Origin of the sequence: Dryocola sp. LX212, from assembly GCA_041504365.1 — a bacterium.
Classification (GTDB): Bacteria; Pseudomonadota; Gammaproteobacteria; order Enterobacterales; family Enterobacteriaceae; genus Dryocola.
Genome location: CP167917.1, coordinates 3,530,757 through 3,545,645, shown reverse-complemented (window position 1 = coordinate 3,545,645; position 14,889 = coordinate 3,530,757). Strand labels below are relative to the sequence as shown.

Below are 14,889 nucleotides of genomic sequence, written 5' to 3'. Positions count from 1 at the left end.
CGCAAGCCAGGGATACTGTCCTGAGGCTTACCGAGAGGCACCCGGCACCATGTGCTACCTTTACAGTCAGTGCTGTAACTCAGGCGTTAGCCCATGATGCCAGGCTTTTGGTATATAAACTTTATTCCTTCTTAACCTGCGGGCTTCAATGCTGAACGACCATCACCGGTTACGCCACCTTTTCAATTTTCTCCGGCGGCTGCTCCATGGCCAGCGCGCTGGCGCTGGCGGGATCGAAGAGTGAAAGGCTCTCGATCTGATCCAGCATGATCACTTTCCTGAAACCCATCGCGCTTTTAGGCTCTGAATCCAGAGTAATATCGTGAGCGGCATACCATTTGCTGTAGTTGTTCTCGATGCACAAGTTCATCGTTTTGCCGTCGCGATAGCCGCTTAGCATCGGGATGAGGACAACGTTTGCCGTTTTATCGTATTCCAGCGTGGCGGTGTGGATCATCCCGATATAAATTCGCCTCGACTTCAGCGTCAGCAGCGCCAGCTCGCCTTCCTCCATGCATTGATAAAGCAGCTGCTCTATGCCGTTTGAACAGGCGAGCCGTTTATAAAGCTTTTTCCTGCTGTTGCCATCCAGCCGCGCGCTGCCCGCCCAGTTGGATCGATAAAGGCAGAAGAGAATGGAGAAGGCCAGCATAATGACCACCGGCGCCTGGATGCCAAGAAAGCTCCAGTTCATAAAATCAATTTGCCAGTTAGCGTAGTCACCCGGCATCAGATGCAGGGTATTGACGGCGGCGGATACCCCCAGCAGCACCAGCCAGATAAGCCCGGTGGCAATAACGCCCTGCAGGACAAAGATGCAGCCATATAGGGCGACGAGAAAATAGACGTCCCAGCCGAAGGAGCGTTTGATTTTGAAACGCGTCGACAGATCGCGGCTGGTATACCAGTAGCCGCAGACCATCAGCACCATAAAAATAGCTGTTCCCATATCAGGCTCTCTTTAAGGCGTTAACGTGGCGGAGAAAGTCCTCACGAACTTCTCTGCTTTTGAAATTGACGGAAGCGTTACCATCCTGATCGATGATGATACGGTCGCCGTCCTCAACGGCTTCGATAATTTCCTGATGGCTCATGACCTGCAGAAGGGACTCGGGGCTGGAAAATATGGACGTTAAAAAACGGCGCATGCGGCATTATCCTCTTAAACAAACGGATAAGCCTGGTAGAAGAGCGCTGACTCAACCATAAGGTTATGCTGAAAAGTCCGGATTATCTGCGAGAAGATACGTTGAGGGCTGGTGCTTCAGGCAGCCGGAAATTCACGGCGGTACCTGAATAAAGCACCTGAATTACTTATTGATCAATACTCTTGATCGCGATCTTTAGCCGCCCGCTGGCGATCGTAATACTCGTCTTCTGCCGTGATGATCTCATCAATCAGGGAATCCATATCCACGTCATGGATCTCTTCCACGAAAAGGCCTGTGAGGGCGACTTCCGGCGTCAGCTTGCCATCTTCGTAGAGCGCCCAGATTTCTTTCGCATAGTGCGTTAACAGTATTTGCGGAGCGAACTGGCCGTAATAGGCAGTGATGTTATTAACGTCACGTTCGAACATGGCTTCGGCATGGTTGTTCGCGGCGGCGTCGACGGCCTGCGGCAGGTCGATAATCACCGGGCCCTGCCCATCCAGCAACACGTTAAATTCGGATAAGTCGCCGTGTACGATGCCCGCACACAGCATGCGCACGATATTGCGGATCATCGTGTCGAAATCGGCAATGGCTTCTTCTTCTGACAGGGTTACGTCGCTAAGGCGCGGGGCGACCGAGCCTGCAGCATCCGTCACCAGCTCCATCAGCAGCACGCCGTCGATACACAGGTAGGGCTGTGGCACGCGCACACCGGCTTCGGCCAGCCGGAACAGGGCGTCGACTTCTGCCGTTTGCCAGGTCTCTTCCTGCTGCTTGCGGCCGAATTTAGAGCCTTTCTGCATGGCGCGGGCGTTACGGGTGTTGCGGACTTTACGTCCTTCCTGATACTGCACGGCCTGCTTAAAGCTACGCTGCGTTGCTTCTTTGTATACCTTGGCACACTGGATTTTGTCGCCGCATAGCACGGTATACACGTCGGCTTCTTTGCCGCTTTTCAGCCGCTGAAGCACGTCGTCTATCAGGCCATCATCAACCAGCGGCTGGATTCGGTTTGGAATTTTCATGCGGGCTTTATACCTTATTTTTGCCGCATTTCGTACCAATAACGAAGAAGATAATAGGCGCTGGTTCCGGCACCGCTCGTCAAGCCGGCATTAAGCTGTTGCTGTAGCCGGACGCGCTGGCGCCGCCCGGGTAGCTTCTTCTCCTTCCCCCAGTCGCAGGTTGCTGGTTCTTTTTTGCAACTCGAACACCTGTTTATTCAGCACTTCTGAGGAGCCAGCCAGCTCTTCAACGACGGCCACGTTGCTTTGGGTTGCTTTCTCAAGCTCGGAGAGAGCGAGGGTAATCTGCTGAATGCCTTTTTCCTGCTCGTTCGTCGAGATAAAAATATGCCCCATCAGCGCATCGATGGATTCTGAGCCGGAGACGATATCGTGCATATTTTTTTCGGCCTCAGACACCAGGGTTGCTCCCTGCATCACGTTTTGATTAGTTAGATCTATTAGCGACTTAATGTTTTTAGCCGACTCCGAACTTTTATGCGCCAGATTTCTGACCTCACCGGCCACCACGGCAAACCCCTTGCCGTGCTCCCCGGCTCGCGCCGCTTCGACGGCGGCATTAAGCGCAAGGATATTGGTCTGGAAGGCGATGCTGTCAATGATGCTGATGATTTCCGTCATTTTATTGGCGCAGTCGGTGATGGACGTCATATTTGTCGTCAGCTTCTGCATCAGATCGCTGCCGTGGTTGGCCGACCGGTGAGCACCGCTGGTGATATCGCTTAGCTGGCGGGTGCTTTCGGCGTTGTTCCTCGTGCCCGCAGAAATTTGTTCCATGCTGGAAGCCGTCTGCATCAGCATGGCCGACTGCTGCTCCGTTTTGACCGACAGCGTCGCGCTCTGCAACGCCAGCGTTTCGGAGATATTCTTGGCCGACTGGGATGACCTGCGGATATCCATCACTAACGTTGTTATTTCTGCGGACAGTGTATTGATGCCGGGAATTAATCGCCCCGCGCAGTTACCGCCAAATTCAGGAATATACACGGATAAATTACCTGAGTTTATCTCGTCTATATTGCTTTTAACCTGGTTGATGGGCCTGACAAGATATATCGTCATATACGACCACAGCGAACCAAGCACAATAACCCAGACGATATTGAGCATCAGCATGATTTTATAATCGGCTGATAAAACAAAGGCTAACAAGTCAACGACTGCAAAAGACAACAACAGGAATAAAGCGATAACGCTTCTGACGCTGGCATTTTTAAGCATGGGGGAAACCTGTAGCTTCTCAGGGGGGTATACTATTTATTATCTATTTCGTCAGGAAAGCCATACTTTCGCGAAGAACAATTTTAAATGTCGATTTAAGCTAACTAAAAGGTTTTTTACCCGGTAGTGCGTGCGGGTTAATTAACATATATAATATATTGGTTATTTTATTATGTAATTTCATGTGAAGTGAATCATGAATTCATAATAATCTATTAAAGTTTTCGGTTTGCATAAAAAGAAGGGCGGGTTGATTATCCTTACACTCCGGGATAAGGGATGGGGTAGGTTGGATAAGCGAAGCGCCATCCAACATTTTATCGGCGGATGACGCTGCGCTTATCCGCCCTACAACTGCCATATCAAATCTGTAAAAAAGCCCGCAGGCGGGCTTGATACAACCAGGAGCTTTTATTCCAGTGATTCAGCTTAGTTATAGCGAATTTCTGTTACGCATTGGCCGGGCGAGGGGCCGGTGCGTCTGCGCGTCAAAATAGCGGCTCGGCCAGATGGTTTCGGCGGGTACGCCAATCGCTTTACTGATCAGCAGTTCCCCTTTCGCCCATGGGCGCACCAGCGCATTGGCAAGCGTTGCAGAGCTTAACCCTGCGGCGCGGGATTCAGCCGCGAGCGAAGTACCTTTCTTGTGCAGCGCCGCGATGATATCGGCTTTGTGCCAGTCTGGCTGAAAGGGCAGGAAAGTGGGATCGTGAGGCAGTTTCATATATGTCTCCTTGTAGCAGTAATAACTACCACCGGAGCTGCGAAACTCTTTGGGTGGTAGCCCAGACAGGGTTCGCAGTACCGGCCTACAAGGACACCGGCCAGCCCGAAGGCTGCCCTGCCTGAGCCACCATTGATGTTGTTCGTACAGTTTTTGAACTGCGCTAACAACAGGTGTGCAAAGACATTGCCACTCAATGCGTAGCATCAAGTGCATCCCTATAGTTTTTACCAGGCTGCGAAACCCGGCTGCGGATGTTGCCGCAGCGAGGAGACTATATCGTAAAACGAAACCGTTAACCAACCCGGTAACAGAGGGAATGCGAGTTGTTTTCCAAAGATATTTTTTGTGTTGCAGGCGTTGCAGCAGATCGGGGAACTTCCTCGGAATATAGGGTCTGGTAGGTTGGATAAGCGCAGCGCCATCCAACAACTTGAAAGTGGGGCATGGCCCCACTCATTACTTACGTCGGGTTAGTCGGTAGGTGAGGGTGGTCAGAATGATTGACAGTAAAGCTGAGCTGGCGATACAGAGATCAGCCATAAAGTCATAAATCCGCTCATCGCCGAATTCCTGCTCGCCATAAATGTGGATGCCTTGTGATACCAGGTATCCATCGATGGATAGCACCCATTCAAGAGGAAACAGCGTCGTCCAGGCAACTGACGCTACAATAAACCACACAACCAGCAATGCACTCAGAGTGAGAATTTTCGCGATCATCAGGTCACCGTGATTGTACCATAGGCCATAAAACTGCTGCATTAGCCGTCTGGCTGTTCATTGGTTGCTTTGGATCGTTTCTCCTTGGAAAAACATGCTCACGATGAGCACTGATAGTCTTCATGACTTCCAAAATTTCTAACGCTTGAGCAGATAAAGGAACAAAGTGCTCTTCATGAAGCGTCAGCTCTTTATAGCCTGCTTTGGCTCGTATAACTTCGGTGTTAGTGAGGGGGCGGGTTAGCCGCGCCATGGCTGGATTCCTTCCATAATTGGTATACGTTTTTAGACCTACATCTTACCGTATACCTAAACGTGTACCAATTATCACTGGATTCAGGTGAATCTCCTCGGACATCCACGGACAAACAACAGACACAAAAAAGCCCGCGTAGCTTGCGCTAGCGGGCTTTCAGGACTTCGTATCTGGCTCTGGTAACCGTCAACAAAGGATTTTGGTGGGCTGGGGGAGTCTGAATTGGTGATGTAATATATTGAAATGGTTGACCTAAGTTCTAATTCAACTTTTCTTTGGTGCCTATATAGGTGCCTAAAAGTTTTTTCACCTATTTTTGATGAGAAAAGAAAGGCGAGATAGGAAGGAAGACTAACGCTATTTATGTGTGCATTAATCCGGTAGCTTTCCTGGCTGTGAGAATATCGGTAGCGGTAAGAAAAGGTGTTTGTTCATGCCAGGTGAATCCCTTGCGGTCAATACGTACAAGTTCATAGCGCTCCACCAGGAAATTTACCGCATCAGCCAGCGTTATTCCCGCTTCAATATGCTCCAGTATTGCTGCATCGTCATGGAATGGTGTGTCGTTAAGTGTGAGGCCGTAATGGTGCTCTAAAAGATACGTTAACAATTGCTGCCATACCTGAACCGGCGACAGACGTGACGAAACCGGCACCGTGGCCGGTACAGTTGAAATTTGCATGAGTGAAGTCCTGGTAAAAGAAGAAGATAGAAGGTGTTACTGGGCTGGATAAATTGAAATGTAAACGTAGCCGCAACTGGCACGGGTATCAGCTACACAGCTTAATCCGGCAAGGTTAACCTTCACCTGATGTTGCCAACGAGGGTTGAGCTCGCCGGAACGCAGCATATTTTCCAGTTGTGCTATAAACAGAGAGAAAGTTTGTTCCAGTTTCTGTAATTGCTCTGGACTAAAACTCCCCGTCAAACCGGCTCTGTCAGCGAGGTAATGTAGGCGATTGCCTTCTTGAACTAACCTGGCTCCAAATCTTGGGGTGATATCGCTTTGTAACCCCCACTCATGGGATGGTGTAAATGGCATGAATACCTCCGTTCAAAGCAAACCACGCTCGGCAAAAGAAACCACTTCGTTCCCGACTACGAGATGATCCAGCACCCGCACTTCCACCAGTGCCAACGCTTTTACGATCCGCTGAGTGATATGTTTATCCTGCTGGCTGATTTCTGTCGTACCCGATGGATGGTTGTGGGCAAGAATTACCGCAGCTGCATTGCGCTTCAGGGCCGATTTAACCACTTCACGTGGATGCACTTCGGTATGGCTGAGTGTGCCGGTAAACAGTGTTTCTCGTTCCAGCAGACAGTGCTGATTGTCGAGATACAGCACGATAAAGACTTCGCGTTCCTGATGAGCCATCTGGAGCTGAAGCCATGTTTTGGTGAAACTAGTGGAGGTAAATGACTCACTGGGCTGACGCTGATACTTCTCCAGTAGGCGCAATGCACGGCGAATGACTCGCTGCTCATTTGCAGGAAATACAGGAGATAAATTGACTACAGACATAATCGTTCCTTAAAACAAAAAGCCCCACCGTTTTATTGGCAGGGTCTGAATAATGGAAATAAAGACTCATGAAGCGAGCAGCAGCATATTCTCGGCCATCACCCACAGTGCACGATTGAGTTTCACATCACCGTCGATACCTTTAACGGCGCGTGTATGGGCCCGTTTACCTTTGGTAGTTCGCCCAGACAGTCCACCTTTAATCAGGTTTTCCTGAATACGCTGGTAAGTGGTCCACAGGTCGTTACTCTCGTCCTGCCATCTGCGCGGGGAAAGGATTTGCGATTCCGTCACCGGCTGATGTTCTTCACCAAAGCGATAGGTTAATGCTGCTTTCGCCATCGCCTGCTGTGCCGGTGGCGGTAACAAAAGCGACTGCATGGCATCGCGCTTCTCTTCCACCCGGTCAAAAATCCCCAATACTTCGTAAGCCCCTTCAATGACTTTCTCCACCACATTACCTTTATGCGGCACGCGTACTTCCCCAAACGACTCACCACAAATCAAACCATTCTGACAAACTGAACGAAATAATCCCGGTAGCATCTGGTATGAACTGGAGCCGTCGTGGCTATTAAGGAGGATGATTTCTGGCACCTGTTTGCCAGTGATCTGGCCTTCGCGACGCAGGCGCAGCATGTGTTTGGTGTGCTCTCGCTTGCTCTGGTCCCGAACTCGGGTCTGGCAGGCAAAGAATGGCTGGAAGCCTTCGCGTTGTAGGTTATCGAGAAGGGAAATAGTCGGGATATAGGTGTACCTGTCACTGCGGGATTCATGTTTATCTTCGCTGAAGACACTCGGCACATAGTGTGCCAGTTCGTCACGGGTTAACGGGCGGTCGCGGCGAACAAGATTGACTGAGCCGAAGCGGCTGGCTAAACGGGTCATAAAAAACTCCTGTAGAAAATGGGCATAAAAAAGGCCACCCCGAAGGATGGCCCTGTCTGTTATTAATGAGTCTGATTAGGTCGCTGGTGGTAACGTTGGTTGCAGCGCAGGTGACATCAGTACTGCTGAGCCGTGTCTTTCGGCCCGGTAGAGCTGAAGTTGCGCTAGTAACGGGGCTTTCCGTGACTGGAGATAAGCCAGGCACCATTCCCTTCTGACAACCAGTCTGACCGGTACGGGCAGAAGCTCATAAGCCTTACTGAACACCGACTCGATAAACACATCGTCACTGAGTTTATCTTCAGCAATGTTCAACAAGCCGTTGATAACGATAATATCGAGCAATCGCTTATATCGTGTAGTACGGGATTCTGGCCCTTCTGTCGTTTGCTCACTGACATTTTCTTCAACCCGCTCAACCGGATTATCAGTGGAGGAGACATTTCGCCGCATACTGAATTTCTCTTTCAGTCCTTTGAGTTTCCCCTGGGTATTTTCAGACATATTACTTTGATCCTCTGAGCGCTCAGAAAGGGTGATCAGGCGAGTGTGGCAAGTTTTTTTATGATGCGTATCAGACTCAGTGTGGTGAGGCTGGCTCCCAGTGCTTTAATCCCAACAGAATTGCTGCGCATCAATGTCACACCGGCAACACTCAAAACAAGTTGCCAGGTACAGTCCACGGTTGGTGGCGTTTCCTGCTGTAATGTTTTTCCCACGGAACCTCAATTAGCTGAATGCCGAATAAAAAGTTATCTCACTGATAAGGTTATTTATAACCATTGGGAACCCAATGGCCCTGCTTACGGATATCAGTAATGATGTCTCCCTGGTTGATCGAAATCGTGCGCCAGCCCGGCTCGTTGGCGGACGGATTACCGTAGGAATACCCCACTGACATCGTGAATGTTTCACCTGTCGTGGTAGTTACATCAGCTTCATATGCCGCTTCGGTATTTTGTTTGCGGATGAAACGCACGGTATTAATGGCACGACAACGTAGACTACTTTTGGCATGTTCAAAGGAGTTATCCGCCATCTGGCAACCTTCAGATTTAATTTCATCCGTCAGGCTTGTCGAAGCATTAAAGTTTTTAGGGGCAGGAACGAAGTTAGCCATATCACTTCGCATTGTTGGAGGATCTGTTTGAAGCACAAGATAAACAGGACAATCTGATTTTCCGACTTCACAGGCTTTTGCGACGTAATCACGTACCAGCCAACCTTTATTGCCGAAATACTCAGCACCGCTCTCGTCTTTACATTGTGACCACGTGGCTTTTTGTCCCATCATCACGCCGTCTACCAGGATGCAGGTGACGGCTTTTACAGGCTTCCCGTCCCAGCGAACAGCGTCAAAGGGTTGAATGCCGGTATGATTCACATCAAGCGTATAAGCCTGCGGATTTTTCGCTATCCGGTCATTTGCCTGTTTAAGTTGATTACTGCCTTCCTGAGTCAAAAAGAAGGTATAGCGTTCGGGATGTATGTCGCCGTGAATTGTCATTGCAGACGAGACCAATGGAAAAAACAGTGCTGCGGAGCTGAGAGATAAAACAACGAGTTTACGCATAAGGTTTCCTTTCAGTTTATTAATGATTAATGCAGTCCTGCCATGTGGCATCAGCCAGTGCCTCATTCAGCCCTTTGGCGCTGAATTTTCTAGAGATAACGGCATTCATAGAGGTCATTTTTATTACGTCTTTTTCACATGTCGCTTTTAGCGCAGTAAAGGCAGTTTCATCCAGAGGATGGTTCGTACCATTGATACTGACTCCAGGTTCAGAAAGTCCTGTTTGTGACGAGACGCGGTAATCCTCCGCTGGTACGCTGTAAGCAGCAGCCAGCTTTCCGCTTGTACAGGTCAGTGTGAGCACTTCACCTGAAGCATTTTGAGTATTGAGTTCAAACTCCATGGCACTGATGTTCCCGTACCAGTCCCCCCATTGCTGGTCAGCCTGTTCGGCGCTGGCACTGTGGCTAAGCACCAGTAGTCCAGCCAGAGTTGCGTAATGGTTTCTGAGCATTTAGTTTCCTTTCCTGATGATTTACATACAAAAAAGCCTGCTTCCGTTTTAAGGGGAGCAGGCTGATCGTATTGATTAAATGATGCTGCGGATAATCGTTAATACAGATCGGTTAACTGGAATTGATCGTTATTATCTATTATAAAATCGATCAATTGATGATAACCAATAGGTTAAAGCTATCTAATGTTGAGTATCGATCGGTGCGACAGATCAACAAGTTGCAGCAACCGAATGACATTAGTCAGACTGATTCATCAGGGTGATATAGGTTTGAAATGATCTGTAATACAATTTTATCCGTCGGATAAATCACAAATCATCATAATGCTGATTACTCATTTTAAAGTATCTAACTTCAGAGTGATTATTGACTATATTATGTAAGTTAATTGATGTTATTAAGTGTTTCTTTCTTCTATAGCAAAAATGCCTGTCGGTTAATATTAAATGTCTGATTGGTATTATAATAATAAAGATGACTTAATACAGTTAAGTCAATAACATTGACTATTGCCTAGAATGTAAATTTGAATGTATTAATTAACTCTTCCTGCAGATTGTATTGAGATGAATAACACAAGGATTGAAGTATGAGCAACGATATGGGTTACAATCAGCATCACATCAACCGTATTCATGAAACACTGCAGAATTCCTTACGTGAGTACCCAAGGACGTTTATCCTGAATATTATTCTGAGGTTTCCTGATGCTAATTACGAAAGCTATAAGACAGATCATCAATTGATAACCCGCTTTATGGAGTCGTTAAAATCACAGATTAAACAAACGCAGAAGAGAAAGGTAAAACAGGGTAAACGAGTTCATCCCCGTAACGTTCGTTATGTATGGGCGAGAGAGTTCGGTGAAGAAAAAGGAAAGAAGCATTATCATGTAGCATTGATGCTGAATAACGATGCCTATTACAGTGCCGGTACCTATTATCCGATACAGGGACATTACGTTCACTGTCTGGGATTGATGATTATGGAGGCATGGATCAGAACGTTGAACCTTCACGCATATCCGGAGTATCAAAAAAAATATTATCCCCTGATAGAGTTTGTACATGAAGGTGATTTTAATTTGAATGCAAATGGGGAACATTTTGCCTGGCATTACGATACTATCATGAGAAGACTGTCTTATCTGGCTAAGCGATTTAGTAAAGATAATTCTGACAAACACAGGAATTTTGGTTGCAGCCAGTCCTGAATTATTTAGTAGCACCGTTAAACTGTAATTCGATAAGAGCTGTAGCAGAGTTGTAGCGACTGGTGGTGTAACGCAATATTAACATTAGCGGCTTGCAGTCGTTTGGAGCAAGACTACAGGGGGGTGAACCATCAGGAGCAAAACTGAAGGATAACTGCACGATTTGAATGGTTTTTATTGCAGGCATCTTTAAAAGTATCGCTACAGCCCGCTACTGTAGCGTTTGTAGCAGAAGTAAAATACACCTTTGGTAAATACTCAAATGGTAAAGGCTCGCAGATACCTCCCGATTGCAAGCCAGTGAGATGAAGGCGCTGATAACAATTACGCATCATGTGATGTGGGTTTGTTACCAGCCTAAAAATGAAAATCTAATTGAGATGTTTAATATCGTGCTGTGGAGACAACTGCGGTCCCCCTAAATTCTCGATAAGTGGAGCATACCCTCCGTTGTTCATCCGCAATGTAATATGCACAGCAGAGTGGGGGTTTGAGCGACAGTATAAAATACTCCCGGTGTTCAATATGGCATTCAGTAGTGGTTCGAGTTTATCACTACGGCGAAATTTGTTGGGTCCATATTTAATAACATCATTCTTTTTGATTGGCATACAGTTATTGGTAATAAATCGTTGGTAAATCCACATATGGAGTTCGTAAGCGTCTTGCTTAAATTTAGATTCATCAGTGAACTGATAAAACCAGGATGCAGCATGGTTGAGATACCAGACTATTATCGTTGCTGCCTTCGTAAGCGTATCAAGAGAAATAATGTCAGCCTCCTGATCGGAAAAATAACTGAGCATTGCGGCAATACGTAATGTATTTGTGTTGGCCTTCAGCACCATTGGTTTGATGTAGTACCAGATATTACCTTGTAACGTCAGATCCACCCAGTTATCGCGCAGGTGCTCCCAGTAGAGTTCAGCCTCAGATGAAAGTCTAATTACTTTCTTGTCTGTGCTACCTAAGTATATCTGTTTCTTTTGCTGCTCGAGCAATTTATCAATTTGGGCATGAAAGTAGGCTAATGCGGCCTCATCACGATGGGGCACGTTCGAATTATGACGATGGCCCATTATACCTGAACCCGAAGAGTTACCCGGATAGATATTTGTGAACAGGAAGCGGGATAAAAAGCCACTCTCTAACGCTTTATTACCGTCCTTTTTCATGTAATCGAGAAAAAGGGAAGGCTGCAACATCAATGACACTGTCAGAGTGGGTTTAATACTTATCGGTTCACGATTACTACGGTTGTAATCATAAACGTCGCCATCCCAAGCCTTGTTCAGGAATGCCAGTTTGTCTTTGAGTCGGTAGTCAAAAAAGTTGCTGGCTTCATCAGAAATTAAGCCCGCATAAGGATACTTTTCCAGTCCAGCAATAAGCGCAGCATGTGAGGTGTCATTGTAAACGAGCGTGGGCAGTATCGGTTTGCAAGGGCCGATGGATGGATGACATTTCAACGCTGCCCGAGCTTCATCGACACCATGATCTTTTTTGAAAGCATCAAGCAGGCTACTATTCAGAGCCTTATGCTTTGTTTTCCAGATGAGAAAATCTTCCTGCCAGGCAGACAATATATCCGAATACTCAACAGCCAACCGTTCTCTGAATGAAACAAAGGGCTTCATTGTCTGATTGATGATTGTCGATTTCCCTGTGCCTGAGTCAGCAAGTGTTAGAAAGTTAAGTGCGCAATGCCCTTCCATTTGGGTGTAGGGGTTGAATACAGAAATATGATACTGGCAGGCCATCGATACCGCGCCGAGGACTGCGTTAGCGGCTAATTCAGCCGGATTTTTACCCCCATCCTGTAGATAGCGAATGGCATTCTGCAACAGCGGAGGCAATTGTTCCGTTGGGAAGGGGTAAACAGGATTCGACTGGGAAGGCGAATATGGGGAGGTTGGTGGTAAATATGACATTTTAATTTTCCTTGCATTAAACCGAAATAACTTAGAAATGGCACCACCGATGTGACTTACCCTGCCGGGTAAGGGCATCGGTGGCAGCTTCATTTATGCGGTAATTCAGGGTGTTCCTTCGACTGTTATCTGCGAAGGTTGATATGAATCAGGACAGTGCTGGTTTCCGATGAAGAATCCATTCATCCAGTTCGGACTCCAGCCAGCCTACAGACTGCTTACCCAGCGGATAAGGTTTCGGGAATGCCGGGTCATGACGTGGTGACTTTGCATTCAGCCAGTCGTAGATGGTGGAACGAGCGATGCCGAGTTTGGCCGCAACTGCTCGCATGCGCAGGATTTTTACCGTCTGGGTGTAGGTGGTCATCTTTCTACCTCATTGAACTGTAAGGATGTAAGTTATTTGTTTAATAACGGCTCTCCGTTATTCAATACCTGAGCCGACTGGCTGGTATACGATGGATTGTAATGAAGTCGAATGGTGTCTAAAATTGGCAATTATTACTTACTTTTTTTGACACTAACTTATGCCAGCCACAACATCCGTACAGAAAGCAGCGTTTGATGCTATCGACAGTCTTCACTTCAGTCAGGTGGTGATGAGTCTCATATGCGCAGACCCCGTTGCAGAAGAGTGGTATCGCCGTATTTTTGGCAGAATCAACAGCATACTTCAGAGTGAAGGGATAACCGGAAAACAGGCTCAGATAGCTAAGCATTATTTGCTGGGTGCTCTTGAAATCTACTTGTCTATTGATAGCAACTATTTTGCGGATACAGTTGAGCATAATAATAAAGATGTTGATGGTAGAAGACCTTATAACAGAGAGCTTCTCGAGCAATATGTTGAACACAACCGAAATTGTAGTATCGCCATGCTTTGCAATATTGCCGATTATAATGGCGTGGACAGAGAATTCTTTTTTCAGGCAACGGAAGAATTAGTGAATGATAAGGCGTTATCTACAATGCCGGGTTTTATCAGATTCCGTCTTACCGAATGTTGCTATGCACTGGAATATCCTGATGCCCCTCTCTGTTTTTATCGGGAGTTGTTGAATCTTGGTATTGTTTCATGTGGGAAATACTCGCCTCGTAATGACCAATTTGTGAAGGGATTTGATTCTGAATTATCACTGTCGTTCATTCGTGCAGGCTTGCTTTTTGAGTTTAAGATACTGCAAAGAGCATTGTCGGTGATGATATCCCTCAATAAAAATGGTACTTTGATTTTACCCACCACAGATCTCCGAATGTCTCATACCGAGCGAAAGAATATTGCTGATTACTATAAAAGATTTGTTGACATTTGGCTGCTGGAAGATAATCCAGGTTCCTTTGCGGTTTTTCAGTGTAAGGGTGATATTTCGGGTTTAAATGTCGAAATGCTTCTTAAAAACATGAGTAGATTTTATTTTCATAAACGAATGTTTGGTGGCACGCAAGCAAGCTGGCTAGGAACGCTGGGAGCATTTGATATTGAGGTTAGCCGTTGGGTAGAACCAGAGTTGGCGATTTATTACGAGGGTAATAATAGTCTTACAATTTCAGAAAAAATTAGATCTAAGTTTATGGAGTTTGGTTTTAGTGTATCAGCTAGAAATTTGTATTTGCGGCATAAAGCGGTAAGAAAAAATAGTTACTCTAAAATTCGATATTATTATGTCCTTTTATTGAATCAGCCATGCATCTTCCCCTGGTATCTTAATGACAATAGTTGTTACGACATGGCTCTGGGGTTTGATGGTTCTGAAGACTTTGTTGAATAAATAAAATTTAAGGCGAGTTCCCTGTAACAGATCATCGTTCTTGCAATACGCACGCTTTCTGGCATCTCCGCCTTAGTCATTTCGTTCAGCGCACACTCCATACCCAAAAACCTCTGCAACCTGACCGTCGTAGTCACGCAACGTCAGTGTTCCGCCGAACAACTGTTTTATGTGTCTGCTGGTACTTTATCAGCGCCTTCTGGCGCTGGGGTAGGATCACTCTCAGGAAGGATTTATATTTGAACATAGTTCTTGAACAAGTGGGTTTACGTCATTACGCGAATCTACAGGCCATGCCGATTGCTAACCCTATGCCCAAAAACACTGTGACATGAATCAGTTAGAGTATATTTAAGGATTGGCATTTTTTAGCGAAGCGGTAATATGACTTGCCGTGTCAATTCTTTCTAATTGTGCCTCAAGAGCATC

At 46.7% G+C, this 14,889-nt stretch carries 18 protein-coding genes and 2 pseudogenes; 2 read left to right on the top strand and 18 right to left on the bottom strand.

Annotation, left to right across the window (positions count from 1 at the left end; genetic code table 11):
* Positions 1 to 169: 169 nt before the first annotated feature.
* The 15 genes and pseudogenes from ACA108_17030 to ACA108_16960 all read right to left on the bottom strand — a co-directional run bounded on the left by ACA108_17030 (position 170) and on the right by ACA108_16960 (position 9,543).
* Positions 170 to 949: a hypothetical protein gene (locus ACA108_17030; GenBank protein XEX95046.1), complete on the bottom strand. Its 780-nt coding sequence runs from the start codon at positions 947 to 949 to the stop codon at positions 170 to 172.
* 1 nt (position 950) lies between these two features.
* Positions 951 to 1,148, bottom strand: a complete 198-nt coding sequence (locus tag ACA108_17025) for a hypothetical protein (protein XEX95045.1) — start codon at positions 1,146 to 1,148, stop codon at positions 951 to 953.
* 173 nt (positions 1,149 to 1,321) lie between these two features.
* The gene (locus ACA108_17020; GenBank protein ID XEX95044.1) at positions 1,322 to 2,179 is read right to left on the bottom strand and encodes a PA4780 family RIO1-like protein kinase; all 858 of its coding nucleotides are present in this window, start codon (positions 2,177 to 2,179) and stop codon (positions 1,322 to 1,324) included.
* Between the two features lie 90 nt (positions 2,180 to 2,269).
* Positions 2,270 to 3,400 (bottom strand): methyl-accepting chemotaxis protein, encoded by a 1,131-nt coding sequence (locus tag ACA108_17015; GenBank protein XEX95043.1) that lies wholly within the window; start codon positions 3,398 to 3,400, stop codon positions 2,270 to 2,272.
* A gap of 433 nt (positions 3,401 to 3,833) precedes the next feature.
* Positions 3,834 to 4,124, bottom strand: coding sequence for a helix-turn-helix domain-containing protein (locus tag ACA108_17010; protein XEX95042.1), 291 nt, complete (start codon positions 4,122 to 4,124; stop codon positions 3,834 to 3,836).
* 85 nt (positions 4,125 to 4,209) lie between these two features.
* On the bottom strand, positions 4,210 to 4,257 hold the full coding sequence (locus ACA108_17005; protein ID XEX98144.1) for an ash family protein: 48 nt from the start codon (positions 4,255 to 4,257) through the stop codon (positions 4,210 to 4,212).
* 326 nt (positions 4,258 to 4,583) lie between these two features.
* The gene (locus ACA108_17000; protein XEX95041.1) at positions 4,584 to 4,847 is read right to left on the bottom strand and encodes a hypothetical protein; all 264 of its coding nucleotides are present in this window, start codon (positions 4,845 to 4,847) and stop codon (positions 4,584 to 4,586) included.
* 31 nt (positions 4,848 to 4,878) lie between these two features.
* Positions 4,879 to 5,019 (bottom strand): annotated as a pseudogene (locus tag ACA108_16995) (integrase).
* A gap of 445 nt (positions 5,020 to 5,464) precedes the next feature.
* Positions 5,465 to 5,785: a TA system toxin CbtA family protein gene (locus ACA108_16990; GenBank protein XEX95040.1), complete on the bottom strand. Its 321-nt coding sequence runs from the start codon at positions 5,783 to 5,785 to the stop codon at positions 5,465 to 5,467.
* Between the two features lie 36 nt (positions 5,786 to 5,821).
* Complete coding sequence (locus ACA108_16985; GenBank protein XEX95039.1) at positions 5,822 to 6,145, bottom strand: type IV toxin-antitoxin system YeeU family antitoxin; 324 nt, start codon at positions 6,143 to 6,145, stop codon at positions 5,822 to 5,824.
* Between the two features lie 12 nt (positions 6,146 to 6,157).
* Positions 6,158 to 6,628 carry a DNA repair protein RadC gene (gene radC, locus ACA108_16980; GenBank protein ID XEX95038.1) on the bottom strand — a complete coding sequence of 157 codons (471 nt, stop codon included), beginning with the start codon at positions 6,626 to 6,628 and terminating at the stop codon, positions 6,158 to 6,160.
* A gap of 66 nt (positions 6,629 to 6,694) precedes the next feature.
* A complete protein-coding gene (locus ACA108_16975) occupies positions 6,695 to 7,516 on the bottom strand; it encodes a DUF932 domain-containing protein (protein XEX95037.1) in 822 nt (273 codons plus the stop codon).
* A 75-nt stretch (positions 7,517 to 7,591) separates the two neighbouring features.
* Complete coding sequence (locus tag ACA108_16970) at positions 7,592 to 8,020, bottom strand: hypothetical protein (GenBank protein XEX95036.1); 429 nt, start codon at positions 8,018 to 8,020, stop codon at positions 7,592 to 7,594.
* 265 nt (positions 8,021 to 8,285) lie between these two features.
* A complete protein-coding gene (locus ACA108_16965; GenBank protein ID XEX95035.1) occupies positions 8,286 to 9,089 on the bottom strand; it encodes a hypothetical protein in 804 nt (267 codons plus the stop codon).
* A gap of 19 nt (positions 9,090 to 9,108) precedes the next feature.
* A complete protein-coding gene (locus ACA108_16960; GenBank protein XEX95034.1) occupies positions 9,109 to 9,543 on the bottom strand; it encodes a hypothetical protein in 435 nt (144 codons plus the stop codon).
* A gap of 593 nt (positions 9,544 to 10,136) precedes the next feature.
* Between ACA108_16960 and ACA108_16955 the strand changes: the two genes are divergently transcribed.
* Complete coding sequence (locus tag ACA108_16955) at positions 10,137 to 10,760, top strand: inovirus Gp2 family protein (protein ID XEX95033.1); 624 nt, start codon at positions 10,137 to 10,139, stop codon at positions 10,758 to 10,760.
* Between the two features lie 371 nt (positions 10,761 to 11,131).
* On the opposite strand, the gene ACA108_16950 is transcribed toward ACA108_16955, so the two are convergent.
* The gene (locus tag ACA108_16950; protein XEX95032.1) at positions 11,132 to 12,691 is read right to left on the bottom strand and encodes a DUF3987 domain-containing protein; all 1,560 of its coding nucleotides are present in this window, start codon (positions 12,689 to 12,691) and stop codon (positions 11,132 to 11,134) included.
* Positions 12,692 to 12,839: 148 nt separating this feature from the next.
* Positions 12,840 to 13,058 carry an AlpA family phage regulatory protein gene (locus ACA108_16945; protein XEX95031.1) on the bottom strand — a complete coding sequence of 73 codons (219 nt, stop codon included), beginning with the start codon at positions 13,056 to 13,058 and terminating at the stop codon, positions 12,840 to 12,842.
* 160 nt (positions 13,059 to 13,218) lie between these two features.
* Here ACA108_16945 and ACA108_16940 point away from each other — a divergent pair, with 160 nt between their 5' ends.
* The gene (locus ACA108_16940) at positions 13,219 to 14,460 is read left to right on the top strand and encodes a hypothetical protein (GenBank protein XEX95030.1); all 1,242 of its coding nucleotides are present in this window, start codon (positions 13,219 to 13,221) and stop codon (positions 14,458 to 14,460) included.
* Positions 14,461 to 14,501: 41 nt separating this feature from the next.
* Here ACA108_16940 and ACA108_16935 read toward each other — a convergent pair.
* Positions 14,502 to 14,631, bottom strand: a pseudogene (locus tag ACA108_16935) (IS5/IS1182 family transposase).
* Between the last annotated feature and the right edge of the window lie 258 nt (positions 14,632 to 14,889).